Origin of the sequence: Agrobacterium sp. RC10-4-1, from assembly GCF_014138475.1 — a bacterium.
Taxonomy (GTDB): Bacteria; Pseudomonadota; Alphaproteobacteria; order Rhizobiales; family Rhizobiaceae; genus Agrobacterium; species Agrobacterium pusense.
Window position 1 is genome coordinate 119,434 of the sequence record NZ_JACJIT010000006.1, and the last position, 23,758, is coordinate 143,191.

Here is a 23,758-nt window from a genome sequence, read left to right on the forward strand (position 1 = left end):
ATCTGGCCTGAGGACACAGACTGAGCCTCAGGTTTTGCCTGTGATGTCCGGCTTCACCGCGCAGACTGCATAACGATGCTGCAGCCCCCGGAGTATACCTTTCAGCAGGCTGAAATTTTTCGCCTGGGCGCGGTGAATGGCCTGGAGTTCCTGATCGATTGCAACAGGTTGGAAACCCGTCTGTCGCAGAAGCGCTGCAACTTCGCCGGCTCTCGCACCGTTTGAAAAATAGACACGCGACAGGATGCTGGTGAAGGTGTTTTCCGGATCCGCTGGCTTGTGCGGCTGATCCTGTTTGACCAATCCCAAGCCTTCGAGACCTGCCGCAAGTTTCTTTACCAGTTTTTCGCGCCAGCTGGTATTCACGAAATCGCCATCCACGATCAGCAGGCGTCCACCCGGTTTCAGCACTCGGAACCACTCCGCGAAACTTGCCCGCGGATCGACCAGCGTCCAGACCAGATGGCGGGTGATGATGACATCGGCGCTCTCATCCGGCTCCATCGTGTTTTCGGCATCGCCGACGAAGAAACGGATGCCACGCCCACGGCTTTTTGCTTTTTCACGGGCAAGCGCCAGCATTGTTTCGGACCAGTCCATGCCGGTAACCTGAAATCCGAGATCGTCCATGAGGTGAGAGATGACGCCGGTGCCGCTGGCAAGATCGAGCGCGCTGCGCCCCTCACCCGGACCAAGATGTTTCAAGATCAGCGCGTGCCACGCCTCTCGCTCCTCTTCGGAGAAAATTTCATGGCCGGGGGACAGGTCGAAAGTCGCGGCGCGGCCGGACCAGTAGGCTTTGATTTCGTCTCTCAGGCTGTCGTTTTTGCCATATTCTATGGTGTCGATCATTGGTCTTCAGCTCATGTACCGGTCAGTTAAGAATGGCTCTAAAACATAAATGTTGACTAGTACAGTCAGAAAATAATACAGCCGCGCCAGTCAACACTGGAGAGCAATATCCGATGCGCATCTCAGCCAAATCTGCGGCATTTGCCCTTGGCCTTCTCGTATCTGCCGCATGGCCGGCATTGGCCGAAAAGGTCACCGTCAAGGATGTGACCGGCCGGGATGTCGAAGTCAACGTTCCCGTTTCGCACGTCATTCTCGGCGAAGGCCGGCAAATTTACTTCCTGGCGGCGCTCGACAAGGAAAACCCTTTCCAGCACGTGGTCGGCTGGCGTGACGATCTGTCGAAGGCCGATCCGGAAACCTACGACGCCTATCTCGCCAAATACCCCGATATCGCCAAGCTGCCGACTTTCGGCGGCATGAAGGATGGCACCTTCGATGTCGAGCAGGCCGTTGCCCTGAAGCCCGACGTCATTCTGATGAACATCGACGCGAAGACGGCGACCGAAGAGGCAGGTTACATCGAAAAGCTCGCAAAGGTCGGCATTCCGCTGGTCTATGTCGACTTCCGCGAAAAGCCGATGGAAAACACCGAGCCGAGCATGCGTCTGATGGGCAAGCTGATCGGCAAGGAAAAAATCGCGGAAGACTTCATCACGTTCCGGGCGGAATCCATCGCGAAGGTAACGGACACGCTTGAAAAGGCAAATCCAAAGAAACCTGTAGTGTTCATGGAGCGTGCCGGCGGTTACTCCGACGATTGCTGCATGTCTTTCGGCAACGAGAATTTTGGCAAGATGGTGGAGCTGGCGGGCGGCGTCAACATGGCCAAGGATATTATTCCGGGCACCTTCGGCACCGTCAATCCTGAGCAGATCATCGCTTCCAACCCGGAGCAGATCATCATCACCGGCGGCAACTGGAACGGTTATGTTCCCGGCGGCAACTGGGTCGGCGTCGGTTACGGCGCGGATGTGAAGGAGGCCCGTCGCAAGCTGGAAAACCTGACCAAACGCCCGGCTTTCACAGGCGTCCAGGCCGTGAAGGATGGCAATGTCCACGCCATCTGGCACCAGTTCTATAACAATCCCTATCAGTTCGTGGCTATTCAGGAAATCGCCAAGTGGCTGCACCCTGATCTCTTCAAGGATCTAGATCCCGAAGCCACGTTCAAGGAACTTCACGCCCGCTTCCTGCCGCTTGACTACAAGCCCGGCTACTTCGTTTCGCTGAAGGATGCGAAATAAGACAGGGACGGTGAAGGAGGAGCGCCGGTCCACTCGATGGATGAAGCCGCAGCCACGCGGCTTCATCGTTTTGTTTTGAACTTGATGAGGACCTTCTCATGCGGCTCAACGCCCTCAGGCATCTTGCGATGCTGGCCTTCTCCCTTCTCGCCGTCGCGGCTCATGCCGGGGAGATCATCGATGTCACCGGACGCAAGATCGAGCTGGACCTGCCGGCGAAGCGTGTCATCGTTGGCGAGGCGCGCCAGGTTCACGTCATCGCGGCGCTAAAGGGCGACCAGACTTTCGATACTATTGTTGGCTGGCGTGACGACCTGCTCAAGAAGGACCCGGACAGCTACGCCGCCTACGTCGAGCGTTTCCCCGAGATCGAGAAACTGCCGCGCTTCGGTTACGTGCCACAGGGGGATTTCAGCCTCGAGTCGGCCATCACGCTTTCGCCTGATGTCATCACACTCAATCTCGAAGCGGAGAAATCAGCCAAGGAAAGCGGTTTCGAAGAAAAAGCCGAAGCTGCGGGTATCAAGGTCGTCTATCTCGATTTTCGCATCGATCCCGAAAAGAACAGTGAAGCCTCGGTCGAAATCCTCGGCAAACTCTTCGGCGCCGAAGAGCGCGCGAAGGAGTTCATCGCCTATCGCCGTGCCGAAATCGCGCGTGTGACCGACCGGCTCGCCAGCGTCAAGGACTTGAAGCGCCCTAACGTCTTCATTGAGCGTTCGCCCGGCATTTCTGGTGAAAACAACTGCTGCCGCACTTTTGGCCCGGCCAATTTCGGTGCCATGGTCGATCTCGCCGGTGGTCGCAATATTGCCGATGGCATCATCAAGACGACCTTTGGCGACCTCAATCCCGAACAACTCGTCGTTGCCGATCCCGAGCACGTGATTGTCACAGGTTCGAACTGGGCGGCTGAATCCGACATCAATCAGTTCGTTCCCGTAGGACGCGGTGCGGATATGGCTCTTTCCCGTGAGCGGCTGGCCAACCTGATGAAGCGCACGCCGTTTCCGGAACTGACGGCCGTCAAGCAAGGCAACGTGCACGCCGTCTGGCACCAGTTCTATGGCGCGCCTTACGAGTTTTTCCCGATCCAGCAATTCGCCAAGTGGTTTCACCCGGACCTCTTCGCCGATCTCGATCCGGAAAAGAATTTCGAGGAGTTTCACCGGAAATTCCTTCCCGTCACCTACAAGCCCGGCTATTTCGCCTCGCTCGAAAAAGGTTTGAACCAATGAGTTCGCTGAATGAAAGCGCCGTTGGCGTCAGCGGGCGCGATCAATATCGCGCCCTTGCCGCGCGCAGGATCGTCATCCTCTTCGGGCTTTTCATCGCCCTGTGTTTCAGCATGGCCGCAGACATGGCGCTCGGTCCGGCTCGCTACACCCTCTCCGAAGTGCTTGCGACCATCGCCGATCCGGCCGCGGTGGGAAACCAGCTGCGTGTGGTCATCTGGGACATCCGCATGCCGATCGCGCTGATGGCGGTCACCGTCGGCGCGTCGCTTTCGATGGCGGGCGCTCAGATGCAGACCATCCTGTCGAACCCGCTCGCCAGTCCGTTCACGCTCGGCATCTCGGCCGCCGCAAGCTTCGGTGCGGCGCTGGCGCTCGTCGGCGGGGTGGCGATCTTTCCGGGCGCCGTGCACTACATGGTGCCGATCAATGCCTTCATCATGGCAATGGTTGCGGCCCTTTTCATCCATTTCGCGTCAACGCTTCGCGGTGTGACGGTTGAAACGATCGTGCTGCTTGGCATCGCACTGGTCTTTACCTTCAATGCGGCGCTGTCGCTGCTCGAATACCTCGCTTCCGAACAGGCGCTTGCCGCCGTCGTCTTCTGGACCATGGGCAGCCTGACGAAGGCGACCTGGGACAAGGTCTATGTCACCGCCGCCATTCTTCTCGTTACCGTGCCGATGTTCATGCGCAACGCCTGGGCGCTGACGGCGCTCAGGCTTGGCGATGACAAGGCGGCCAGCATGGGCATCAATGTGCGCCGTCTGCGGCTGCAGACGATGCTGACGGTCAGCCTGCTGGCCGCCATTCCCGTTTCTTTCGTCGGCACAATCGGTTTTGTCGGGCTGGTGGGGCCGCACATCGCCCGCATGCTGGTGGGTGAAGATCAGCGCTTCTTCCTGCCGGGTTCGGTGATCTGCGGAGCATTGCTGTTGTCTGCAACCTCGGTCATCAGCAAGATACTCATTCCCGGCGCTGTTCTGCCGATCGGCGTCATCACGGCGCTGGTGGGCGTACCTTTCTTTTTCGCGCTTATTTTCGGTAACAGGAGACGCGCATGGTAGCCCTCGCATTGAAGGATGTTGGCGCCGCCTATGGGCGCACCACGGTTCTCTCCAAGGTGGGCATCGATACGCTCGAAAGCGGTAGCGTGACGGCGGTGATCGGCCCGAATGCCGCCGGCAAGTCGACGCTTTTCAAGCGCATCGCTAGCCTGATCTCCGGTCCCGGGCTGGTGGAACTTTCCGATACCGCCCGTGGAGACCGCGCCATCTGCTACATGCCGCAGGACACCGGCGCAAACGCGGTACTGACGGTCTATGAATCCGTTCTGCTTTCCGCCAAGCAGGGCGGCGGCTGGCGCGTTCAGGATCATGAGCTGTTCGAGATCGACGCCATTCTCAAGGCGCTGAAAATCCATGACCTTGCCTTCCGCGGGCTTGGCGAATTGTCAGGCGGCCAGCGCCAGCTGGTCTCGCTGGCACAGGCGCTTGCCCGCAAGCCGGAGGTGCTGCTGATGGATGAGCCGACTTCCGCACTCGATCTCCACCGGCAGATCGAGGTTCTGGGCTTCGTCACCGAACTCGCGCAGAAGACAGGCATGATCGTTCTGATTGCTCTGCATGATCTCAACCACGCGCTGCGCTATTGCGAGAAGACGATGGTGATCGCACAGGGCGAAATGGTGGTGAGCGGCAGCACGGAAGCGGTGATAACATCCGACATGCTGCGCGAAATCTATCGCATTGATGCACGTATCGAACCCTGCTCGCAGGGCAGGCCGATGGTCATCGTCGACGGGGCAATCTGACGATGGAAGAACCCGGCTGCAAAAATTGCCGGGTTCCCTGGTAACTCGGGCCATGGGCCCGCGTCGGCGCACTAATTCTCGGTGATGAGGATGGTACGGACAAGCTCGATGTATCCGCCTGGGGCGCAACATCGGTGGACGATTTGTTGTGGTATGATGATAATGGAAATGCCGTTATCCTCTTGGCCACAGACACGTCCGTCTCCGTCACGCTGAACGGCGTCGATGCCAATGTGCTCGACGCATCGGACTTCATTTTCGCCAGCGCACCGGCGCTTGCCGCGTAAAGGAAAAACCGGCTGTGGGCTTTCAAAACCAGCAGCAGACACCGCCGCAGTCCCTCACTGCGGCGGTCGTTTCGCCCCTCAAGACTACGTTTTTCGGCCTCACGCTCGTCAGCGGTGTCGTCAACATATTGGCGCTGACGTCGCCGCTTTTCATGTTGCAGATCTATGACCGGGTACTGGCAAGCGGCAGTCTGCCGACCCTGGTCGGGCTCGCGCTTCTTGCTCTCGGGCTTTATGGTTTCCAGTGCCTGCTCGATATCATCCGTGCCCGTGTCCTGATCCGTATCGGCGAAGACTTCGACCTGCGCTACTGCCGCAGAGTGCATGACGCCGTGGTGCGCCTGCCGCTCGTCAACCGCATGCCGGGTGACGGCCTTCAGCCGCTGCGTGATCTCGACAATGTACGCGGCTTTTTATCCGGCACGGGTCCGACTGCCTTTTTCGACCTGCCGTGGATGCCGCTTTATCTCGGTATATGTTTCCTGTTCCATTTCTGGATCGGTGTAACGGCGCTCGCCGGCGCTGTGCTGCTGGTCTCGCTCACAATTTTCACCAATATCTTTTCTCAAAAACCAATCCGCGACACCATGGTGGAAAACATGGTCCGCAACCGGCAGCTGGAGGCCTCCCGCCGCAACGCAGAGGTGGTGCAGGCCATGGGGCTTGGCGGCCGGCTCGGTAAACGCTGGCAAAATTCCAACGAGGCCTATCTCGCCGCCAATCGCAGGGCGGGCGATGTGGCAGGCGGCCTCGGCAATATCGCAAAATCGCTTCGGGCCGTTCTACAATCGGCAATTCTTGCTGTCGGCGCTTGGCTCGTCATCGAGCAGGAAGCCTCCGGCGGCGTGATGATCGCCAGTTCGATCATGATGGGCCGGGCACTGGCGCCTGTCGATCTCGCCATTTCCAACTGGAGGTCCTTCGTGGCCGCCCGGCAGAGCTGGGCACGGCTGAGAGAGCTTTTTTCGCAAATGCCGGCCGATGCCGCTGCCATGGCCCTGCCGAAGCCAGAGAAGGAATTACGGGTCGAGAATGTCACCATCGTTCCGCCGGGCGGAAAAAAGCCCATCGTTGCTGGGCTCGGTTTCGTCGTGACAGCCGGAAACGCGCTCGGCATCATCGGTCCGTCAGGTTCGGGCAAATCGACGCTATCGCGCATTCTCACCGGCGCGTGGATGCCTGCCGCCGGCAAGGTGCGGCTCGATGGCGCAAGCTTCGATCAGTGGGACCGGGAAGCGCTTGGCCGCCACATCGGTTATCTGCCGCAGGGCGTGGAACTTTTTGAAGGCACCATCGGCGAGAATATCGCCCGTTTCGCGGACAACCCAGATCCCGAAGCCATCATCGCTGCAGCTAGGGCTGCCGGCGCACATGAGCTGATCCTGCGTCTCGAAAAGGGGTATGACAGCGATATAGGCGAGGCGGGTTCAGCTCTCTCGGCCGGGCAGCGCCAGCGCATCGGTCTGGCCCGCGCTCTTTATGGCACTCCCTTTATCGTGGTGCTGGATGAACCCAACGCCAATCTTGACGCGGAAGGCGAGGCGGCGGTGGTCCGGTCGATTGCCTCCGTCAAGGCGCGCGGTGGTATTGCCGTTGTCGTCGCCCATCGGCCAAGTGCCATCGGTGCGGTGGATTTCATCCTGATGATGGAAGAGGGAAGGATGAAGGCCTTTGGCCCGCGCGACGAGGTGCTTTCCAAGGTGCTGCGTGTTCCGCAGGGGCAGGGCGGCAAAGGTTTCACCGCATCCGCGCAAACGGTCTCACCGCTGCGCGTCGTGGCCAATACCCAGGCCCGGCCTGCCGGGCTGGAAGACGGCCGTGAAGAGAACAGCCGGAAGGGAGAGACGGATGTCAAAGATTGATCAGCGCAGCAGCGTTTCCCGCTCCATCCGCAAGCATCTCTTTGCGGGACTTGCCGCAAGCATTGCGCTTCTGGCCGGTGTCGGCGGCTGGGCCGCGACGACCCATCTCGCCGGTGCAGTCGTCGCCTCCGGTCATCTGGTTGTGGATTCGTACACGAAAAAGGTCCAGCATCCGAGCGGCGGTGTCGTCGGTGAAATTCTTGTGAATGAGGGCGAGAGGGTGAAGGCTGGCGATGTGGTCATGCGTCTCGATGCGACGCAGACCCGTGCCAATCTCGCCATCGTGACCAAGCGCCTGGACGAACTGACTGCACGGATGGCCCGACTGGAAGCCGAGCGGGACGATTTGCCTGAACTCGCCTTTCCGCGGACTCTGATCGCGCGCATGGATGACCCGAATGTCGCTTCTGCCATGCGCAGTGAAACGAAGCTGTTCGAATTCCGCAAGTCCTATCGAGAGGGCAGGAAAGCGCAGCTGTCCGAGCGCATCACCCAGTTCGAACATGAGATCGAAGGTCTGAAGGCGCAGGAAGTGGCCTATGATAACGGGCTTGCGGTGTTGCAGGCTGAAATTGCCTCGCAGAAATCGCTGCGCGAACAGGGCGTCGTCTCCGTGCAGCGGCTGAACAGCCTGCAGACTCAGGCCGCGACATTCGGCGGGGAGCGCGGCGAAAAAATCGCCTATCAGGCACAGACTGCGGGGCGCATCACCGAAACCAAGCTGCAAATCCTTCAGATCGATCAGGAATTGCGGACCGAGGTCGGGAGGGAACTGCGCGAAATACAGGCCCAGATGGGCGAATTCGTCGAGCGCAAGGTTGCCGCCGAAGATCAATTGAAACGCATTGATATCGTCGCGCCGCAATCAGGCACGGTGCATGAAATGGCTGTGCATACGGTGGGGGGCGTTGTAACGCCGGCAGATCCGATCATGCTGATCGTACCTGACGGAAATGACCTTGCGCTCGAGGTGCAGATCCTGCCGAAAGATATCGACCAGCTTCGGGTGGGGCAAAAGGCCATGCTGCGCATGACCGCCTTCAATCAGCGTGTCACGCCGGAGCTGGAAGGTCATGTCAGCCGCATTGCGGCGGATATCACGACAGATCAGCGCACCGGGCTCTCCTATTATCTGGCACGGATTTCCGTCCCGGTTACCGAGCGGAAGAAGCTGAACAATGCGCCGCTGGTGCCGGGCATGCCCGCCGAGGCCTTTATCCAGACCAGCGAAAGAACGGCGCTGTCCTACATCGCCAAACCGCTGACGGACCAGATCAGCCGCGCTTTCCGGGAGGACTAGGAATTCGAACCCGACCTGAGGGCGTTATCCACCGTCGCCAAAACGGAAGCCGGCAAACCCTCTCGTTTGCGTCGGGATAGCCCAGACGCCGCCCGAAAATGGCGCTTTCTCAAGCCGGTCTTCGGACATGTTGTGGCGGTGTGATGTCAGGAAAAGGATGCTGAAATCAGGCCCTCCGAAGCAGGGCATCGTGGGGTGAGGGACAGGAGCCGCAATCGCGTTCGTCAGCTTGCCATCGGGCGAGAAAATGTTCAACACGCCAGCGGAAACGCCCGCGCTGTAATAGTTGCCGTTGCTATCGAGACAGCCGCCATCGGGTCTTCCTGTTTCTTCGGTCATCCGGGCCACCTGTACACCCTCATCGAAGGTGCCGTTCAGGCGGTCGAATTTTCGCCGGCGTATCCATTTCTGGACGGAATCGCTTTGCCACATGATCGATCCGTCGGCAGAAAAAGCGAGGCCGTTCGGGCATGTCAGCCCGGTCTGCATGCGCTCGGCGCTTTTTTCGGTGATCCGCCAAAGCTCGCCATGGGGCTCCATGTCCGAAAGCGGCACATTGTGCATTGTTCCCACCCAGAAAGCGCGGTCGGGGCCGATCCGTCCGTCATTCAGCCGGCACGGGATGCCTTCGGGTGCCGGAATGGAATGGAGGAGACGCGTTTTGCCGCTGTCCGGATCGAGGATGACGATGTCCATGCCACAAGTGACGATGAGTTCGCCGTTCTGGCAAAGGCCGAGACTTGAAACTGTCCTGGGGAACGGCCATTCTTGATAGACGCCGGGCTCAAGACCTGCGCACCGCACGGTCTTTCCGAGAATATCGCACCAGAAAAGCACCTGTCGCCGCTCGTCCCAGACAGGGGATTCCGCCAATGTACTCATCGTGTCGCACAGAAGTTTCGTTTGCGACATGGCAAGCGCTTGTCCGGGATTTGCCGTATTCATGATGTTCGAACCGTTGAAAAAGATGCCGCAGAATTACTCGAAATAGTCCTGGTGGTTCTCGAAGACTTGCGAAAGAATGCCGAGGACACGTCTCAGATGTTTGCGCAAATTATCGGTCGCGCGGACTTCGTCTCCTGCCCTGATTGCGTCATATACAGCCTCATGTTCGGAAAGCAGGCGTGCCATATGCGCTTCGTCGGTTATGGCGAGTGCGCGCAGGCGATCCAGCCCCGCCTTCTCGCGGATCAGCAGGGATTCCAGTCTTTCAAGCCCCGTCGCGGCGGCAAGCGCGCTGTGGAATTGGTCGTCATGAACGCGGAAAGCCTTTCTGTCTCCATTGCGCATTGCTGCCCGCTGGCCGTTCAGGGCGTGTTCGATCTCCTGTTCCGCTTCCGCTGTCAGGCCGATCTGGCACAGCCTGCACACTGCCGCCACCTCAAGTGCCTCGCGGATGAATTGCGCGCTGCGGATGTTCTTTTCCGATAATCTCGAAACATAGGTGCCGCGGCTTGGCAGCGTCACGATCAAACCATCGTCGCGCAGACGGCTCAGCGCCTCCCGCACCGGGGTTCGGCTGGAATTGAACGACTGTCCGATTTCGTTTTCCGAGACTGCCTGACCGGGAAAAAGCTCCCGCGAAAGGATGGCGGATTTCAGCGCGGAATAAATCTGGTCCACGACCGGACGGTTAAGGTCCAGTCGCTCCATTGTCGGCACGGTGCCGCCTGTCACGGGAATTTTCGGCATATACCCTCCAGCGTTCTCATAACCGGTATACCGGAACACAAGTCTGTTGACAACCGGCATACCGGTATGCAAATGATTGCGCATTGGGAAGGAGGCTCCCGAAATGCAAAATATCAAGACCTGCGTCATTGTTGGTGCCGGAATGGTAGCGAAGACGCATGTGCTTGCCTGCGCGGCAAGCCCTGAAAAAATTCGCCTGAAAGGCATAGTCGACGGTGGCTCCGGCCGCGCCAAGGCGCTGGCCGCCGAAGCCTCGAAACACACCGGATATGAAGTTGCGGTTTATTCCTCAGTCGAGGAGGCGGCGCGCGATACGGATGTCGATTTCGCCATCATCGCAACACCGCCAAATGCCCGTATTGATATCGTCGGGAAACTGGCGAGAGCCGGCAAGCACATCCTGATGGAAAAGCCTGTTGCCAGAAATACGCAGGAAGCAGACGGTCTCGTTGCCCTGTGTCGCGAGGCAGGTGTTACTCTCGGCATCATCTTCCAGCACCGCATGCGGGCTGCATCGCAAAAAGCCCGTGAGCTCGTTGATGGCGGCACGCTCGGCGCGCTAGGCCTCTGCGAAATCTCCGTGCCCTGGTGGCGCGCGCAATCCTATTACGACGAACCGGGTCGCGGCACGCTGGCGCGCGATGGCGGCGGCGTCCTGATCTCCCAGGCAATTCATACGATCGATCTGGCATTGAGCCTGACGGGGCCAGTGGCCCGTGTTCAGGCCATGGCTGCGACGACGCGGTTCCATCGAATGGAAACCGAAGATTATGTTTCTGCTGGGCTGCGCTTTAAGAATGGTGCCGTTGGCTCGCTGGTGGCAAGCACCGCAAGTTTCCCCGGCGCTGCGGAATCGATCCTGCTGCATTTCGACAATGCCAGCCTGCGGCTCGCTTCGGGTTTGTTGCATCTCGACTGGCGCGATGGCCGGCAGGAGACTTTTGGCGGCGCGGCCGCTGGCACGGGCGGCGGCGCCGACCCCATGGCTTTCACGCATGAATGGCATCAGGGCGTCTTCGATGATTTCGCAGACGCCATCTCTTCAGGACGCCCGCCGGTCGTCACCGGTGAAGCGGCTCTTTTGTCTCACAGATTGATCGACGCGATCATCAACTCGGCCGACACCGGCAAGGAAGTGGAACTGCAGGATGAGTAAAGCAATCAAGTTCGTCGCTCTCGGGATTGAGCACCGGCACATTTTCGGCATGGCCCAGAACCTGCTGGATGCCGGCGCCGAATTTGCCGGCTGGTGGACGGAAGGCGAGCCCGATGTCGTGGAAGGCTTCGTCAAGCGCTTCCCGGATGTGCCGCGCGCAGCATCGAAAGAGGCGCTGCTGGCTGACGGCACCGTCGATCTCGTCGTGATCGCCGATATTCCCTCCAAGCGCGCCGATCTCGCGATTGCCGCCATGGAAGCCGGCAAGGATGTCATGTCCGACAAGCCCGGCTGCACCACATTCGAACAGCTCGACCGCCTGCGCCAGACGGTGGCAAAGACCAAGCGCATCTGGACCGTGGATTTCTCCGAGCGCTTCGAAGTGCCGAGTGTGACAAAGGCAGCTGAACTCGTTGCCGAGGGCGCCATCGGCCGCGTCATCCAGACTGTCGGCCTTGGTCCGCACCGCCTGAACCGCCAGATTCGCCCGAAGTGGTTCTTCGAGCGCGAAGCCTACGGTGGTATCATCACCGACATTGCCAGCCACCAGATCGACCAGTTCATGTTCTTCACGGGTTCGACCGAGGTTGAGATCGTGTCCGCCACCGTTGCCAATTACGCCAACCCGCACGATCCTGGCCTTCAGGATTTTGGCGAGGTCGTGCTGCGCGGCGACAAGGGCCACGGCTATATCCGCGTCGACTGGTACACACCGGATGCGTTGCCGACCTGGGGTGACGGTCGTCTGACCATTCTCGGCACCGAGGGCTACATCGAGCTGCGTAAATATGTTGACGTCGGCAACACCGAAGGCACCGACCGCCTCGTTCTCGTGAATGGTGACCGCTGCGAGTATATCGATGCTTCCGGTGCTGGCCTGCCCTATTTCGCTCGCATCTGCGACGATATCCGCAACCGCACGGAAACGGCAATGACGCAGGAACACGTCTTCAAGGTCTGCGACCTGTCGCTGCAGGCACAGGCCAAGGCTGAGGGAGCCTCGAAATGATTGGTGTTGCCATCATCGGCGCCGGCATCGGCGCCCAGCATCTGAGCGGCTATCGGGCGCTACCCAATCGCTTCGTCGTCAAGGCGATCTGCGATCTCGATCTGGAGCGCGCTCGCTCCGTCGCCGGCGATGATACCTCCATTCGTCTGACCACCGATCTCGATGAGGTTCTAGCCGATGAGAGCATCCAGCTGATCGACGTCTGCCTGCCGCCGCACCTGCATTTTCCGGTGACGCTGAAGGCGCATGCGGCGGGTAAGGATGTGGTCTGCGAAAAGCCGCTGGTCCGCTCTCTGGAAGAAGCCAATGCGCTGATCGATTCCGTCGAGAAGACCGGTCGCGGCGTGTTTCCCGTGTTCCAGTACCGCTTCGGACACGCCATGCGGCAGATGCGCGCGCTCATCGATGCCGGTCTTGCCGGCAAGGCCTTTGTCGCGAGCTCGGAAGTCCATTGGAACCGTGGTGCCAGCTATTACGACATTCCCTGGCGCGGCACCTGGAAGGGTGAGTGCGGCGGTGCAATCCTTGGTCATGCCATTCATGCCCATGATCTTCTCTGCCACGTCCTCGGTCCGGTCGAGGAAGTTTTCGCCATGGCCGATACGCGGGTCAACAAAATCGAAACCGAAGATTGCGCAGCACTCAGCTTCCGCATGAAAAGCGGTGCGCTCGCAACCAGCTCGGTCACGCTCGGCGCGGCCGAAGACACCTCGCGCCTGCGTTTCTGCTTCGAGGGCTTCACGGCGGAAAGCGGCACCTTGCCGTATCGTCCGGCGGAAGACACCTGGCGTTTCATTGCCCGCGCCCCGACGACGCAGGATCAGATCGACTCTGTTCTGGCAACGGTGGCTGATGGCGAAAACGGCTTTGCCGGTTTTGTCGAAGCTATTGCCGACGCGATGGAAGGACGCGGCGGCAAGGAAGTGACGGTTCATGACGGCTTGCAGTCAATCGAACTCGTGACAGCCATCTACCGATCCGTCCGGGAAGGAAAGCCGGTTCGTCTGTCCGATGCCGCCGAAGGTGAGTGGATCAAGGGCTGGGCTCCGAGCGCATCCGCCAAAGCATAATCATCTAACGGGAGGAAACCAGATGACCAGAAAATACAGCATGGCACTGGCGCTCGCCATTGGCGCGGCGTCCTTTGCCGGTGCCGCGCAGGCGGCCCAGGAAGTGCGCTTCACCTGCGCTTATGACGGCAACGGCTGCGAAATCCTGAAGGATATTCTCGCACGTTACGAAAAGCAGCATCCTGATGTGAAGATCGTCACCGATGTCGTGCCCTACAAGGCGCTGCTGGAAGGTCTGCCCGTGCAGCTCGCCGGCGGCAGCGGTCCTGACTTCGCAACCGTGACCGATCTTGGCGGTCTCAACCGCTATTATCTCGATCTGACGCCCTATGTGGACGCGAAGTATTGGGAGGACAATTTCTCCAACGTGCTGAAATGGTACCGCAGCGGCCCTGACGACAAGGGCATCTACGGCATGCACACGCAGCTCACCATCACCGGCGCCTTCATCAATCGCACCCTGTTCGATCAGGCAAACGTCGCCGTTCCCGGCAAGGATGCAACGCTGGACGACTGGGCGAAGGCCGCCAATGCCGTTGCGAAGGCAACCGGCACGCCTTACCCGATGGCGATCGATCGTTCCGGCCACCGCATCGCCGGCCCGGCCATCTCTTACGGCGCGAAGATTTTCGACGCTGACGGCAAGCCGATCCTCGTCGATGAAGGCTTCACCACGTTCGTGAAGAAGTTCGTGGAGTGGAACAAGGACGGCACCATGGCGCGTGACGTCTGGGCTGGTCAGGGCGGCAATACCTACCGCGACGCCGCGCAGGAATTCATCAACGGCCAGCTGGTCTATTATTATTCCGGCAGCTGGCAGACAGCGCGCTTCGACAGCCAGGTCGGCGATGCCTTTGACTGGGAAGTCGTGCCGCAGCCCTGCGGTGGCGCAGCCTGCACCGGCATGCCCGGCGGCACCGGCATCGTCGGCTTCAAGCAGACCAAAAACCCGAAGATCGTTGCCGACATCCTGAACTTCCTTGCTCAGGACGAGAACTATCTCGACTTTACGGTGCGCACCCGCAACGTTCCGGCGAACAAGTCGGTGGCGGACAAGGGCGTGACCTATACCGGTGCGACGCCTGCGACGCAGAAGGCCATGAATGCCTGGCTCGACCAGATCCCCGGTCTCAGCCCGATTGCCTACGCCTACCAGGGCTACAAGAACAACCGCGCCATGTTCAACATCTCAGTCCAGCGCATCACGCAGGCCATTGTCGGTGAAAGCACCGTTGATGAGGCCATGGCCCGTGCGAAGACGGACCTTGAGGAAGCGTTGAAACAGGCGAAGTGATCCATCGCCTTCCGGCGCGGCGCATGCCGCGCCGCGCCGGATCGAAGGAGGACCCTCATGTATAAATTTCTTGCGCCCGTCATGGGCATTGTCGAACTGCCCTTTTCCTTCCTGCAGAAGGTTCTTGGCCACAGGCGGATTGCGTGGGTGTTTCTGACGCCCAACCTGATCCTCTTTGCGGTCTTCGCCTTCCTGCCGATCCTGCTGAACATGGCCTATTCCGTCACCGGCAGCGAACACATATTGCTTTCCGAGCGCCCTTCGGTGGGCGGCGAAAACTTTTCGGTCCTTCTTTCCTGTCAGAATTATCTCGATCCCAATTCCTGTGCGCGCGATCTCTTCTGGCGTTCCGTCTGGAACACGCTGTTCTTCGTCGTGCTGCAGGTGGGTTTCATGGTCGGCTTTTCGCTGATCACGGCCATCGTGCTCAACCGCGATATCCGGGCGCGCGGCTTTTTCCGTGCGGTATTCTTCTTCCCTGTTTTGCTGTCGCCTGTCGTCGTGGCCTTGATCTGGAAGTGGATACTCCAGCGTTTCGGCGTTCTCAATGCGGCGATGGAAGGCTTGGGCCTCGGTTCGGTGGACTGGTTGCTCGAAGCCAATCTTGCCTTCGGCTGGTCGGTCTTCCTGTCGGTCTGGGCGCATATGGGCTTTTACACGCTCATTCTCCTCGCCGGCCTTCAGGCGATCCCGCGCGATGTCTACGAGGCGGCGCAGCTGGACAAGGCAAGCCCATGGCGCATCTTCCGGCGCATTACCCTGCCGCTGCTTGCGCCCACCATGCTCGTCGTTCTCGTCCTGTCGGTCATCAAGGGCGTGCAGACTTTCGATGAAGTCTTTGCCTTTACCGGCGGTGGCCCGGGTTCGGCGACGACCTTCATCATTCAATTCATCTATCAGACCGGCTTTGCCGGGACGCCCCGGAATTTCGGCCTTGCTGCCGCCGCTTCGCTGCTGCTCGCCGTGGTGCTCGTGGTGCTGACCGCCCTGCAATTCCGGGCAAACAGGAGCAAGGTCGATGGCTAGGATTGGCGCATTTCTGACCCGTACCCGCGGCCGTAACGGCAAGCTGCATTGGACCGACTGGCTGTCCTACGCCTATCTCGGCGTGGCCGTGCTGATGATGTTCGGTCCTGTCGTTTGGCTGGTGCTCTCCTCGTTCAAGACGGAAGCCGATCTCCAGCGCTTTCCGCCACGGCTGCTGCCCTATAGCCAGGAAACCATGGTGGTTGACGGGCAGCCAAATCCGCTGCCGGCCTATGTCGACAAGGATGGCCGTAAGCTCGGCATGATCAGGCGTATCGGCCTCGTGGCGCAGGTGGTTGATCCCGCCAAGCCGGCGGAAGTGCTGAAGATGCAGTTTAACGAGCTGAAGCCGGCTGAAAAGGTGGCGCTCGCGACGGAAAACTACACCGAGCTTTTCCAGCGCTTCAATTTCCCGCTCTATTTCTGGAACTCGACCTTCATCACGGTCACCTCGACCATCATCATGCTGATCGTCAATTCCATGGCGGCCTTCGCGCTCTCGAAATATCAGTTCAAGGGCAGGGGCGCCGTGCTGGCGCTGGTGGTCGGTACGCTTATGATCCCGCAGACCGTTGTGCTTGTGCCGTTGTTTCTCATCACCAGCCAGCTCGGTTTGATTAACAGTCTCTGGGGCGTCATCATTCCCGGTGCGGCGACACCCACGGGCGTCTTCCTGCTGCGGCAATACATGCTGACGATACCGGACGAGATCCTCGATGCGGCGCGCATGGACAAGGCCAGCGAGTGGAAAATCTACTGGCGCATCATCCTGCCGCTCTCGGCACCCGCGCTCGCGGTTCTCGCGATCCTTGCGATCATGTGGCGCTGGAACGACTTCCTCTGGCCGCTGATCGTGCTGACCCGCAACGACAACTTCACCCTGCAGCTGGCGCTCAACTCCTTCCAGGGCGAGATGACTACGGAATGGAGCAATCTTCTGGCCATGACGGTGCTGACACTCGCCCCGATCGCGCTGGTCTTCATGTTCCTGCAAAAATATATCGCCACCGGCATTGCGTCCACGGGCGGCAAATAATCCTCAGGGAGGAAATACGACAATGGCAAGTATAGAGCTTCGTCAGGTCAAAAAAACATATGGCGCCCTCGATGTGATCAAAGGCGTCGATCTCGATATCAAGCACGGCGAATTCTGCGTATTCGTCGGCCCTTCCGGCTGTGGCAAGTCCACCCTGCTGCGCATGATCTCTGGCCTTGAAGAGTTGAGCGGCGGCGATATCGTCATCGGCGGTGATGTGGTCAATACGGTGCCGGCTGCGGATCGCGGCCTTGCAATGGTGTTCCAGTCCTACGCCCTCTACCCGCATATGACGGTCCGCGAAAACCTCTCTTTCGGTCTTGAGAACATCGGCACGCCGAAGAAGGAGATCGCCGAGAAGATCGCGCAGGTCGCCAAGATGCTGCAGATCGATCAGCTTCTCGAGCGTCGTCCCAAGGATTTGTCGGGTGGGCAGCGCCAGCGCGTCGCCATCGGCCGCGCCGTGGTGCGGGAACCTCGCGTGTTCCTCTTCGACGAACCGCTTTCCAACCTTGATGCGGAACTGCGCGTCGATATGCGCGGTGAGATTTCCAGTCTGCATCGGCGGCTCGGCAACACCATGATCTACGTCACGCATGATCAGGTGGAAGCCATGACCATGGCCGACAAGATTGCCGTTTTGCGCGCTGGTAAACTCGAACAATTTGGCGTGCCGCTCGACCTTTACAACCGCCCGGCCAATCTCTTCGTGGCAGGCTTTATCGGCTCCCCGAAAATGAACTTTTTCGCAGGCGAAGTGACCTCGGACGCAATGCCCGCGCTTAAAATCGCGACGGGCGAGTTGATCCCGCTGCCACAGACCGGCTTTGCCTATAAGCCCGGCCAGAAGGTGACGCTCGGCATCCGCCCGAACCATGTGGAGCCGGGCGAGGGCGGCGCGTTGACCATGTCGGTGCGCACGGCGGAACAGCTGGGCGGGGAGTCCTATCTCTACGGTAATCTCGGTGACGGCACTCCTGTAACGTTGCATCTTTCCGGCCAGACCTCGACATCGGCGGGCGAAGTCATCCGCCTTTCGGCGCCACTTCAACACGTCCACCTTTTCGACACGACGAGCGGGCTGACGCTCCGGCAGGACTGACAGCCTTAGGCACCACCCGCAACGTAGGACCAATGACATGACCGATAAAAAACTCCGCTCCGACCGCTGGTTCGCTCCCGACGACCTGCGCAGCTTCGGCCACCGCTCGCGCATGATGCAACTGGGCTATGCGGAGGAGGATTTTATCGGCAAACCCGTCATCGGCATCCTCAACACCTGGTCGGAGCTCAACACCTGTCATTCGCACTTTCCAGAGCGCGTGCAGGATGTGAAACGCGGCGTGTTGCAGGCTGGCGGCTTCCCCGTCGAAATGCCGTCGCTTTCCGTGGATGAGAGCTTCACCAAGCCGACATCGATGCTTTACCGGAACATGCTGGCGATGGAGACGGAAGAAATGATCCGCTCGCATCCGCTGGATGGTGTGGTGCTGATGGGCGGTTGCGACAAGACGACGCCGGGCCTCGTCATGGGTGCGATCTCGGCCGGTGTGCCGATGATCTATCTGCCCGCCGGCCCGATGCTGAGCGGAAATTATGCCGGTAAGGTGCTGGGCTCGGGTTCGGACGCCTGGAAATATTGGGATGAGCGCCGCGCAGGCAATGTCACGGACGAGGAATGGCGTGGCGTGCAGGGCGGCATTGCCCGTTCTGCCGGTGTGTGCATGACGATGGGCACGGCCTCGACCATGACGGCCATTGCCGACGCGCTCGGCATCACCCTGCCGGGTGCCTCCTCCATTCCGGCAGTCGATTCCGAACATCAGCGGATGTCCGCAGCCTGTGGCCGCCGCATTGTCGAGATGGTGTCGGAAGACCTGACACCGAACCGCATCCTTACGGCGGCAGCTTTCCGCAACGCTGCCATCGTCGCCATGGCGACAGGTTGTTCCACTAATGCCGTCGTCCACCTCATCGCCATGGCGCGCCGCGCCGGCGTGCCGATGACGCTGGATGAGCTGGACGAACTTGGCCGCGTTACACCGCTCATCGCCAATGTCCGCCCCTCCGGCAAGAACTATCTGATGCAGGACTTCTTTTACGCCGGTGGCCTGAGGGCGCTGATGAAGCAGCTGGAAAGTCGTCTCGACTGTTCCGTGCTGACCGTGACTGGCCGCAGCATGGGCGAAAACCTTGAGGGTGCAAAGGTCTACAACGACGACGTCATCCGCTCGCTGGACAATCCCGTCTATGCGGAAGGCTCTCTTGCCGTGCTGCGCGGCAATCTCTGCCCTGACGGTGCCGTCATAAAGCCCGCCGCCTGCGACCCCAAACTCCATATACATCAGGGTCCGGCGCTGGTGTTTGACAGCTACCCTGAAATGAAAGCCGCCATCGACGATGAAAATCTCGATGTGACGCCCGACCATGTGCTGGTGCTGCGCAATGCCGGTCCGCTCGGCGGCCCCGGCTTCCCGGAATGGGGCATGCTGCCCATTCCAAAGGCGCTGATCAAAAAAGGCCACCGCGATATGCTGCGCATCTCAGACGCCCGCATGTCCGGCACGTCCTACGGTGCCTGCGTACTGCATGTCGCACCGGAAAGCTTCGTTGGCGGTCCCTTGGCGCTGCTGAAAAACGGCGATATCGTCCGCCTCGACCTGCCGCAGCGTCGTCTCGACATGCTGGTCAGCGAAGAGGAAATCGCTCAGCGCCGGGCGGCATGGCAAGCGCCTGCGCCGCGTTATGAACGTGGGTACGGCTATCTCTTCTCCAAGCACGTGACGCAGGCCGACCAGGGTTGCGACTTCGACTTCCTGCAGACGGATTTTGGCCGTTCCGCCGGCGAGCCCGATATTTTCTAAGAGGCCCATCATGTTGAAGCGATTGCTCATCACCGGTGCCGGCGGCAAGCTGGGTAGCATGTTGCGCGGGCGGCTTGGCCATGTTGCCGAAACCATCCGTCTTTCTGATATGGTCGATCTCGGTTCGCCAGCGCCCCATGAAGAGCTCGTCCACTGCGCGCTGGAGGACGAGCAGGCAGTTTACGACCTGGTCAAGGATTGCGACGGCATCGTCCATCTCGGCGGAGTTTCCGTAGAAAGGGCGTTTGATCCCGTCGAGGCTGCCAATCTGCGTGGTGTCTACAATCTCTACGAGGCGGCGAGGGCGCACGGCAAACCTCGCATCCTGTTCGCGTCCAGCAACCACACGATCGGCTATTACCCGCAGGGGCAGCAACTTAGCCCTGAGACGCCTTTTTTGCCTGATGGCCTCTATGGGGTTTCGAAGATTTTTGGCGAGGCCATGGCAAGCCTCTACCATTCCAAATTCGGACAGGAGACGGCTATCGTGCGTATCGGCTCCTGTGACGAGAAACCCACGAACTGGCGCATGTTGTCGACCTGGCTCAGCTACGGTGACTTTGTCTCTCTGATAGAGGCAACCTTCCGTGTGCCAAAACTCGGCTGCCCAGTTATCTGGGGCGTTTCGGCCAATGACGACAGCTGGTGGGATAATTCCCATGTCGATTTTCTCGGCTGGCAGCGGCGCGACAATGCCGCGCGCTACCGGGCCGAAATCGAGCGCGACGTCCCGCGCCCCGGCCCCGAGGCTGCGATCGCAAAATATCAGGGTGGCGTCTTCATCGACGAGCCCATTCACAGGACTTGAAACACATCCATCCGGCCATTGCGAGGAAACAGACATGAACAATGAAACGCGCGAAAAACTGATGACGATTTCCGTCGCCACGCTGGCGACAGCGCTTTACAAGCGCGGCCTGCGAAACCAGGTCATTCAGGGCGTTCGCCCGCTGGGCTACAAGGGCAAGAACATGGTGGGCCCGGCCTTTACCCTGCGCTACATGCCGGCCCGCGAGGATCGCAACCAGCTCGTAGAATTCCGCAATCCCGCCCATCCGCAGCGTGTTGCCATCGAAACCTGCCCGCCGGGCCACGTGCTTGTCATGGACAGCCGCAAGGACGCCTCTGCCGCCTCGGCCGGCGATATTCTGGTGACGCGTCTCATGGTTCGCGGTGGTGCGGGCATCGTTTCCGATGGCGGTTTCCGGGATGCGGCCACCATTGCCGAACTGGACATTCCGGCCTACCACACCCGCCCTTCGAGCCCCACCAATCTGACCAAACACGAGGCCATCGAGATCAACGGCCCCATCGGCTGCGGCGATGCACCGGTGTTTCCCGGCGACATCATCGTGGGTGACGCCGATTGCGTCATCGTCATCCCCGCCGGCATTGCCGATGAAGTGGCGACGGAAGCGGTTGAAATGACAGCCTATGAGGATTTCGTGGTAGAGCAGGTCAAGGCCGGCCAGACGATCATCGGCCTTTACCCCTGCACCAAGGAAGAGCACCAGACGGCCTTTGCCGAATGGCGCAAGAAGAATAACCGCTGAGCCTCATAACCAGCCCAGTGCTTTCGCCGCGCGGATCGCCTCCGCGCGGCGTTTGCAATCCAGCTTGCGGAACAGGTTGCCAAGGTGAAACTTCACTGTCACTTCCGAGATGTTGAGCGTCTGAGCAATCTTCTTGTTCGACATGCCGCTGGCCAATAGCTGCAGCATCTGTGCTTCCCGTTGAGAAAGGCCGCCATGCAGCGCCCGGGCCTGCGGTGAGTTCACCGAGGCGGCGAAAATAGACAGCGCGGTGCGGACATCGGATGAGGTTTCGATGAAACTGCGGATGCGGCGATTGTTGAGAAGCGGCGAAAGGAAGACGCGTTCTTCCGACAGCACACCGTTGCAGCCAAGGCGGGTCGCCGATTCAAGCGCGGTGAGTATATGCGCGCGGGCGGCGGCGTTGTCACGGCGCTGGTGCGCGGCATAGCTCTGCCAGATTCTCAATGCGACCTTCTCGCGATTGGTGACCTTTGGATTGGCGATCATCGCATCGATCTGCCGGGAGAGATAGGCGCGGGGTGTGAACAGATGCACCGCGTCGCGCAGCCAGGCCATGACATAGGCGATTTCATCACGACGTGTCAGGCGAGAGAGGTCTTCGTGGGCGCTCTCCACCCAGTTACGGCCCATGGGCATGCGAACTGCTGAAAGCGCCGCTGCGGCATCTGCCCAACGGTTGGCGTTCTGATAGGCGATGGCCGTTCTGATCTCCATCATCGCATGAAACTGCAACCCCTCCGACAGATGAATCCAGAGTCCGTCCAGAAAACCCGGACGAACGGTCATCGGAAAATGGTCGATCAGCACCTGCGAGGCGTAATGCAGTGCAAACTGCATCAGACTCGGCCAGATTTCGGCGGCGGCAAAATGATCGAAGTCATGTTCGACGAAATGCAGCAGGTCGCGCGGTTTTCCGGCCTCATAGGCAAGGCAGGCTTCCGCCAGTCGCAGCATCCGGAACTCCTGCATGGCATCATGCGGCACCTGTTCCAGCCGTACGCGCGCTTCCTGCGCCGCCCGGCGCGCCAAAAGCACATCGCCGCTCATCAGCCGCAGCACTATCTGGTGCAGATGGATGAAGAATTCGAGCAGAGGCTGTCCGCCCATCTTGCGCAGATAAATAAGCGCGCGGGCGGCGGCCGCCTCTGCCTCGCGGAAATTGCGACGGCGGATTTCGAATTCAAGCAGCGCATTGTAATAGGCCGCCCATTTCCCGTGATCGTCCATGGGGTAATCCGCCATGAACTCGCCAAGCCGCGTTATCACCGCGTCATTGGGCGTCAGGTCCTCGGCGATCATCAGGTTCAGCCGGAAGGTGCGGGCGGCGAAGGAAAACCGTGAGCCGCGGGCTAGCACCTTCAGCGGGTCAAGGTAATCCGAGCCGAGGCTTTTGCCGAGCAGATGGCGCACGCGCTGCAATTCGCCCTGTTTCAGCAAGGCGCGGGTAACCGCGAAAAGGACGGTTTCATTGGAGGTGATCATATCCTGCGAAAACCGCATGATGATTTCGCGAAACCTGTCGACGCTGCTCCGGTAGATCAGTTCCCGCCCATGGGCGCGTTCGAGGATTTGCGCGGCATGGGTCTCGTAACCGCGATCGAGCAGCATCGCCATGGCTGCGAGCGAATGCCCTGCCTTTTCGAAGGCCGAGGCGACCTCCACCACGGCGCTGCCGGCCTGCAAGGTGGCGAGGCGTTCTCTTGCCGCGACCGTTAGGAGCCGTATCAGTGTGTGGTGATTGTCGGGTTTTCCCGTCAGAAAGGGCGGCAGAAGCATGGCCCAGTCAGCATCTGGGGCGGCGGAAGGGTTTTCGAGCCAAAAGGAAAGTTCGACGGTCTGGGCGGGCGTGAGATGGGGCAGATAGCTTTCGCGCAGATAGTCGGCGCATAACGTGTCATCCGGCAGGCGCGCCAGCGAAAGAAAGGCCGGCCATCCCGCGTAATCCTCGAGTGCCAGCCGTCGTTGCCCGGGTGGAAGGTCGTCTGCCTCATCTGGCCGCAAGGCGAGTTCTTCCGGTCCTATGGTGAGCGAGCCGTGATGCAGGATGTGACGCGCCATGCCGCTGATCCTCTGGTCCGGCCGGCAGGCGATGACGACGAAACGCACCGACTCCAGAATGGGGGCTGGCATGCGTACCGCCCTTGCAAAAACTGGAATGTCCCACAGCAGGTTGCCATTGACCGCGTCATCGCTTTGCGGCTGGTGCGTGCGGCATATCTGAGCTCCGAGCTCCTTTGCCAGCGTCTCCAGCAATACGCTTTTTCCCGCACCCGCCGGTGCGCGCAGAAACACCACGCCCGCGGTTTCGCTGGCAATGCGATTGCAGAGGTGGGTCCGGGGCAGAAGCGTCATGGTAAAGGGATAGGATATCAGTTTCAAAAAACCTATACTCATTCTTTAAAAAACTATACCTTTCAGCGATTGCTCGAATGGCCATGTGGTGAAAACTTGTGCTCAGG

Annotated in this window: 20 protein-coding genes and 1 pseudogene; 17 read left to right on the forward strand and 4 right to left on the reverse strand. The window is 59.9% G+C overall.

The genetic code is table 11. The annotated features are described in order from the left end of the window. Positions 1-27: 27 nt before the first annotated feature. Positions 28-852, reverse strand: a complete 825-nt coding sequence (locus FHW77_RS17635; RefSeq protein WP_044459781.1) for a class I SAM-dependent methyltransferase — start codon at positions 850-852, stop codon at positions 28-30. Positions 853-965: 113 nt separating this feature from the next. Between FHW77_RS17635 and FHW77_RS17640 the strand changes: the two genes are divergently transcribed. From FHW77_RS17640 to FHW77_RS17670, 7 genes and pseudogenes are all read left to right on the forward strand, one after another. Continuing rightward, complete coding sequence (locus FHW77_RS17640; RefSeq protein ID WP_044459782.1) at positions 966-2,099, forward strand: ABC transporter substrate-binding protein; 1,134 nt, start codon at positions 966-968, stop codon at positions 2,097-2,099. A gap of 98 nt (positions 2,100-2,197) precedes the next feature. Further along, positions 2,198-3,337 carry an ABC transporter substrate-binding protein gene (locus FHW77_RS17645; protein WP_044459783.1) on the forward strand — a complete coding sequence of 380 codons (1,140 nt, stop codon included), beginning with the start codon at positions 2,198-2,200 and terminating at the stop codon, positions 3,335-3,337. Next, on the forward strand, positions 3,334-4,401 hold the full coding sequence (locus tag FHW77_RS17650; RefSeq protein WP_044459784.1) for a FecCD family ABC transporter permease: 1,068 nt from the start codon (positions 3,334-3,336) through the stop codon (positions 4,399-4,401). The genes FHW77_RS17645 and FHW77_RS17650 overlap by 4 nt, the downstream gene beginning before the upstream one ends. Next, positions 4,395-5,147 carry an ABC transporter ATP-binding protein gene (locus FHW77_RS17655; protein ID WP_004438328.1) on the forward strand — a complete coding sequence of 251 codons (753 nt, stop codon included), beginning with the start codon at positions 4,395-4,397 and terminating at the stop codon, positions 5,145-5,147. Before FHW77_RS17650 ends, FHW77_RS17655 begins: the two co-directional genes overlap by 7 nt. An 80-nt stretch (positions 5,148-5,227) precedes the next feature. After that, a pseudogene (locus tag FHW77_RS17660) lies at positions 5,228-5,434 on the forward strand (hypothetical protein); the annotation flags it as partial. A gap of 14 nt (positions 5,435-5,448) precedes the next feature. Then, the gene (locus FHW77_RS17665; RefSeq protein WP_044459785.1) at positions 5,449-7,296 is read left to right on the forward strand and encodes a type I secretion system permease/ATPase; all 1,848 of its coding nucleotides are present in this window, start codon (positions 5,449-5,451) and stop codon (positions 7,294-7,296) included. Beyond that, entirely contained in the window at positions 7,283-8,596 is a 1,314-nt protein-coding gene (locus tag FHW77_RS17670) for an HlyD family type I secretion periplasmic adaptor subunit (RefSeq protein ID WP_044459786.1), read from the forward strand. Before FHW77_RS17665 ends, FHW77_RS17670 begins: the two co-directional genes overlap by 14 nt. Positions 8,597-8,620: 24 nt before the next feature. Here the strand turns inward: FHW77_RS17670 and FHW77_RS17675 are convergent, their stop codons facing one another. Both FHW77_RS17675 and FHW77_RS17680 read right to left on the reverse strand, forming a co-directional pair. Beyond that, on the reverse strand, positions 8,621-9,541 hold the full coding sequence (locus tag FHW77_RS17675; RefSeq protein WP_044459787.1) for an SMP-30/gluconolactonase/LRE family protein: 921 nt from the start codon (positions 9,539-9,541) through the stop codon (positions 8,621-8,623). Positions 9,542-9,574: 33 nt separating this feature from the next. Next, a complete protein-coding gene (locus FHW77_RS17680) occupies positions 9,575-10,288 on the reverse strand; it encodes a GntR family transcriptional regulator (protein WP_044459788.1) in 714 nt (237 codons plus the stop codon). Between the two features lie 103 nt (positions 10,289-10,391). Here FHW77_RS17680 and FHW77_RS17685 point away from each other — a divergent pair, with 103 nt between their 5' ends. Genes FHW77_RS17685 through FHW77_RS17730 form a run of 10 tightly spaced genes read left to right on the forward strand, consistent with a single transcriptional unit; the run spans position 10,392 to position 21,296 of the window. Continuing rightward, positions 10,392-11,444: a Gfo/Idh/MocA family protein gene (locus FHW77_RS17685; RefSeq protein ID WP_044459789.1), complete on the forward strand. Its 1,053-nt coding sequence runs from the start codon at positions 10,392-10,394 to the stop codon at positions 11,442-11,444. After that, positions 11,437-12,453 (forward strand): Gfo/Idh/MocA family protein, encoded by a 1,017-nt coding sequence (locus FHW77_RS17690; RefSeq protein WP_044459790.1) that lies wholly within the window; start codon positions 11,437-11,439, stop codon positions 12,451-12,453. The genes FHW77_RS17685 and FHW77_RS17690 overlap by 8 nt, the downstream gene beginning before the upstream one ends. Beyond that, positions 12,450-13,523: a Gfo/Idh/MocA family protein gene (locus tag FHW77_RS17695; protein WP_044459791.1), complete on the forward strand. Its 1,074-nt coding sequence runs from the start codon at positions 12,450-12,452 to the stop codon at positions 13,521-13,523. The genes FHW77_RS17690 and FHW77_RS17695 overlap by 4 nt, the downstream gene beginning before the upstream one ends. 22 nt (positions 13,524-13,545) lie before the next feature. After that, positions 13,546-14,817: an ABC transporter substrate-binding protein gene (locus FHW77_RS17700; RefSeq protein WP_004438356.1), complete on the forward strand. Its 1,272-nt coding sequence runs from the start codon at positions 13,546-13,548 to the stop codon at positions 14,815-14,817. A 57-nt stretch (positions 14,818-14,874) separates the two neighbouring features. Beyond that, a complete protein-coding gene (locus FHW77_RS17705) occupies positions 14,875-15,843 on the forward strand; it encodes a carbohydrate ABC transporter permease (protein ID WP_004438359.1) in 969 nt (322 codons plus the stop codon). Beyond that, positions 15,836-16,879, forward strand: coding sequence for a carbohydrate ABC transporter permease (locus FHW77_RS17710; protein ID WP_035208507.1), 1,044 nt, complete (start codon positions 15,836-15,838; stop codon positions 16,877-16,879). Before FHW77_RS17705 ends, FHW77_RS17710 begins: the two co-directional genes overlap by 8 nt. A gap of 22 nt (positions 16,880-16,901) precedes the next feature. After that, on the forward strand, positions 16,902-17,981 hold the full coding sequence (locus FHW77_RS17715) for an ABC transporter ATP-binding protein (protein ID WP_044459792.1): 1,080 nt from the start codon (positions 16,902-16,904) through the stop codon (positions 17,979-17,981). A 37-nt stretch (positions 17,982-18,018) separates the two neighbouring features. Further along, positions 18,019-19,743, forward strand: a complete 1,725-nt coding sequence (gene araD, locus FHW77_RS17720) for an L-arabinonate dehydratase (RefSeq protein WP_044459793.1) — start codon at positions 18,019-18,021, stop codon at positions 19,741-19,743. 10 nt (positions 19,744-19,753) lie between these two features. Further along, positions 19,754-20,551, forward strand: a complete 798-nt coding sequence (locus tag FHW77_RS17725; protein WP_100911395.1) for an NAD-dependent epimerase/dehydratase family protein — start codon at positions 19,754-19,756, stop codon at positions 20,549-20,551. Between the two features lie 34 nt (positions 20,552-20,585). Further along, the gene (locus FHW77_RS17730) at positions 20,586-21,296 is read left to right on the forward strand and encodes a ribonuclease activity regulator RraA (protein WP_003506768.1); all 711 of its coding nucleotides are present in this window, start codon (positions 20,586-20,588) and stop codon (positions 21,294-21,296) included. A 3-nt stretch (positions 21,297-21,299) separates the two neighbouring features. Here FHW77_RS17730 and FHW77_RS17735 read toward each other — a convergent pair whose 3' ends face one another. After that, entirely contained in the window at positions 21,300-23,651 is a 2,352-nt protein-coding gene (locus tag FHW77_RS17735; protein WP_044459941.1) for a helix-turn-helix transcriptional regulator, read from the reverse strand. Positions 23,652-23,758 lie beyond the last annotated feature (107 nt).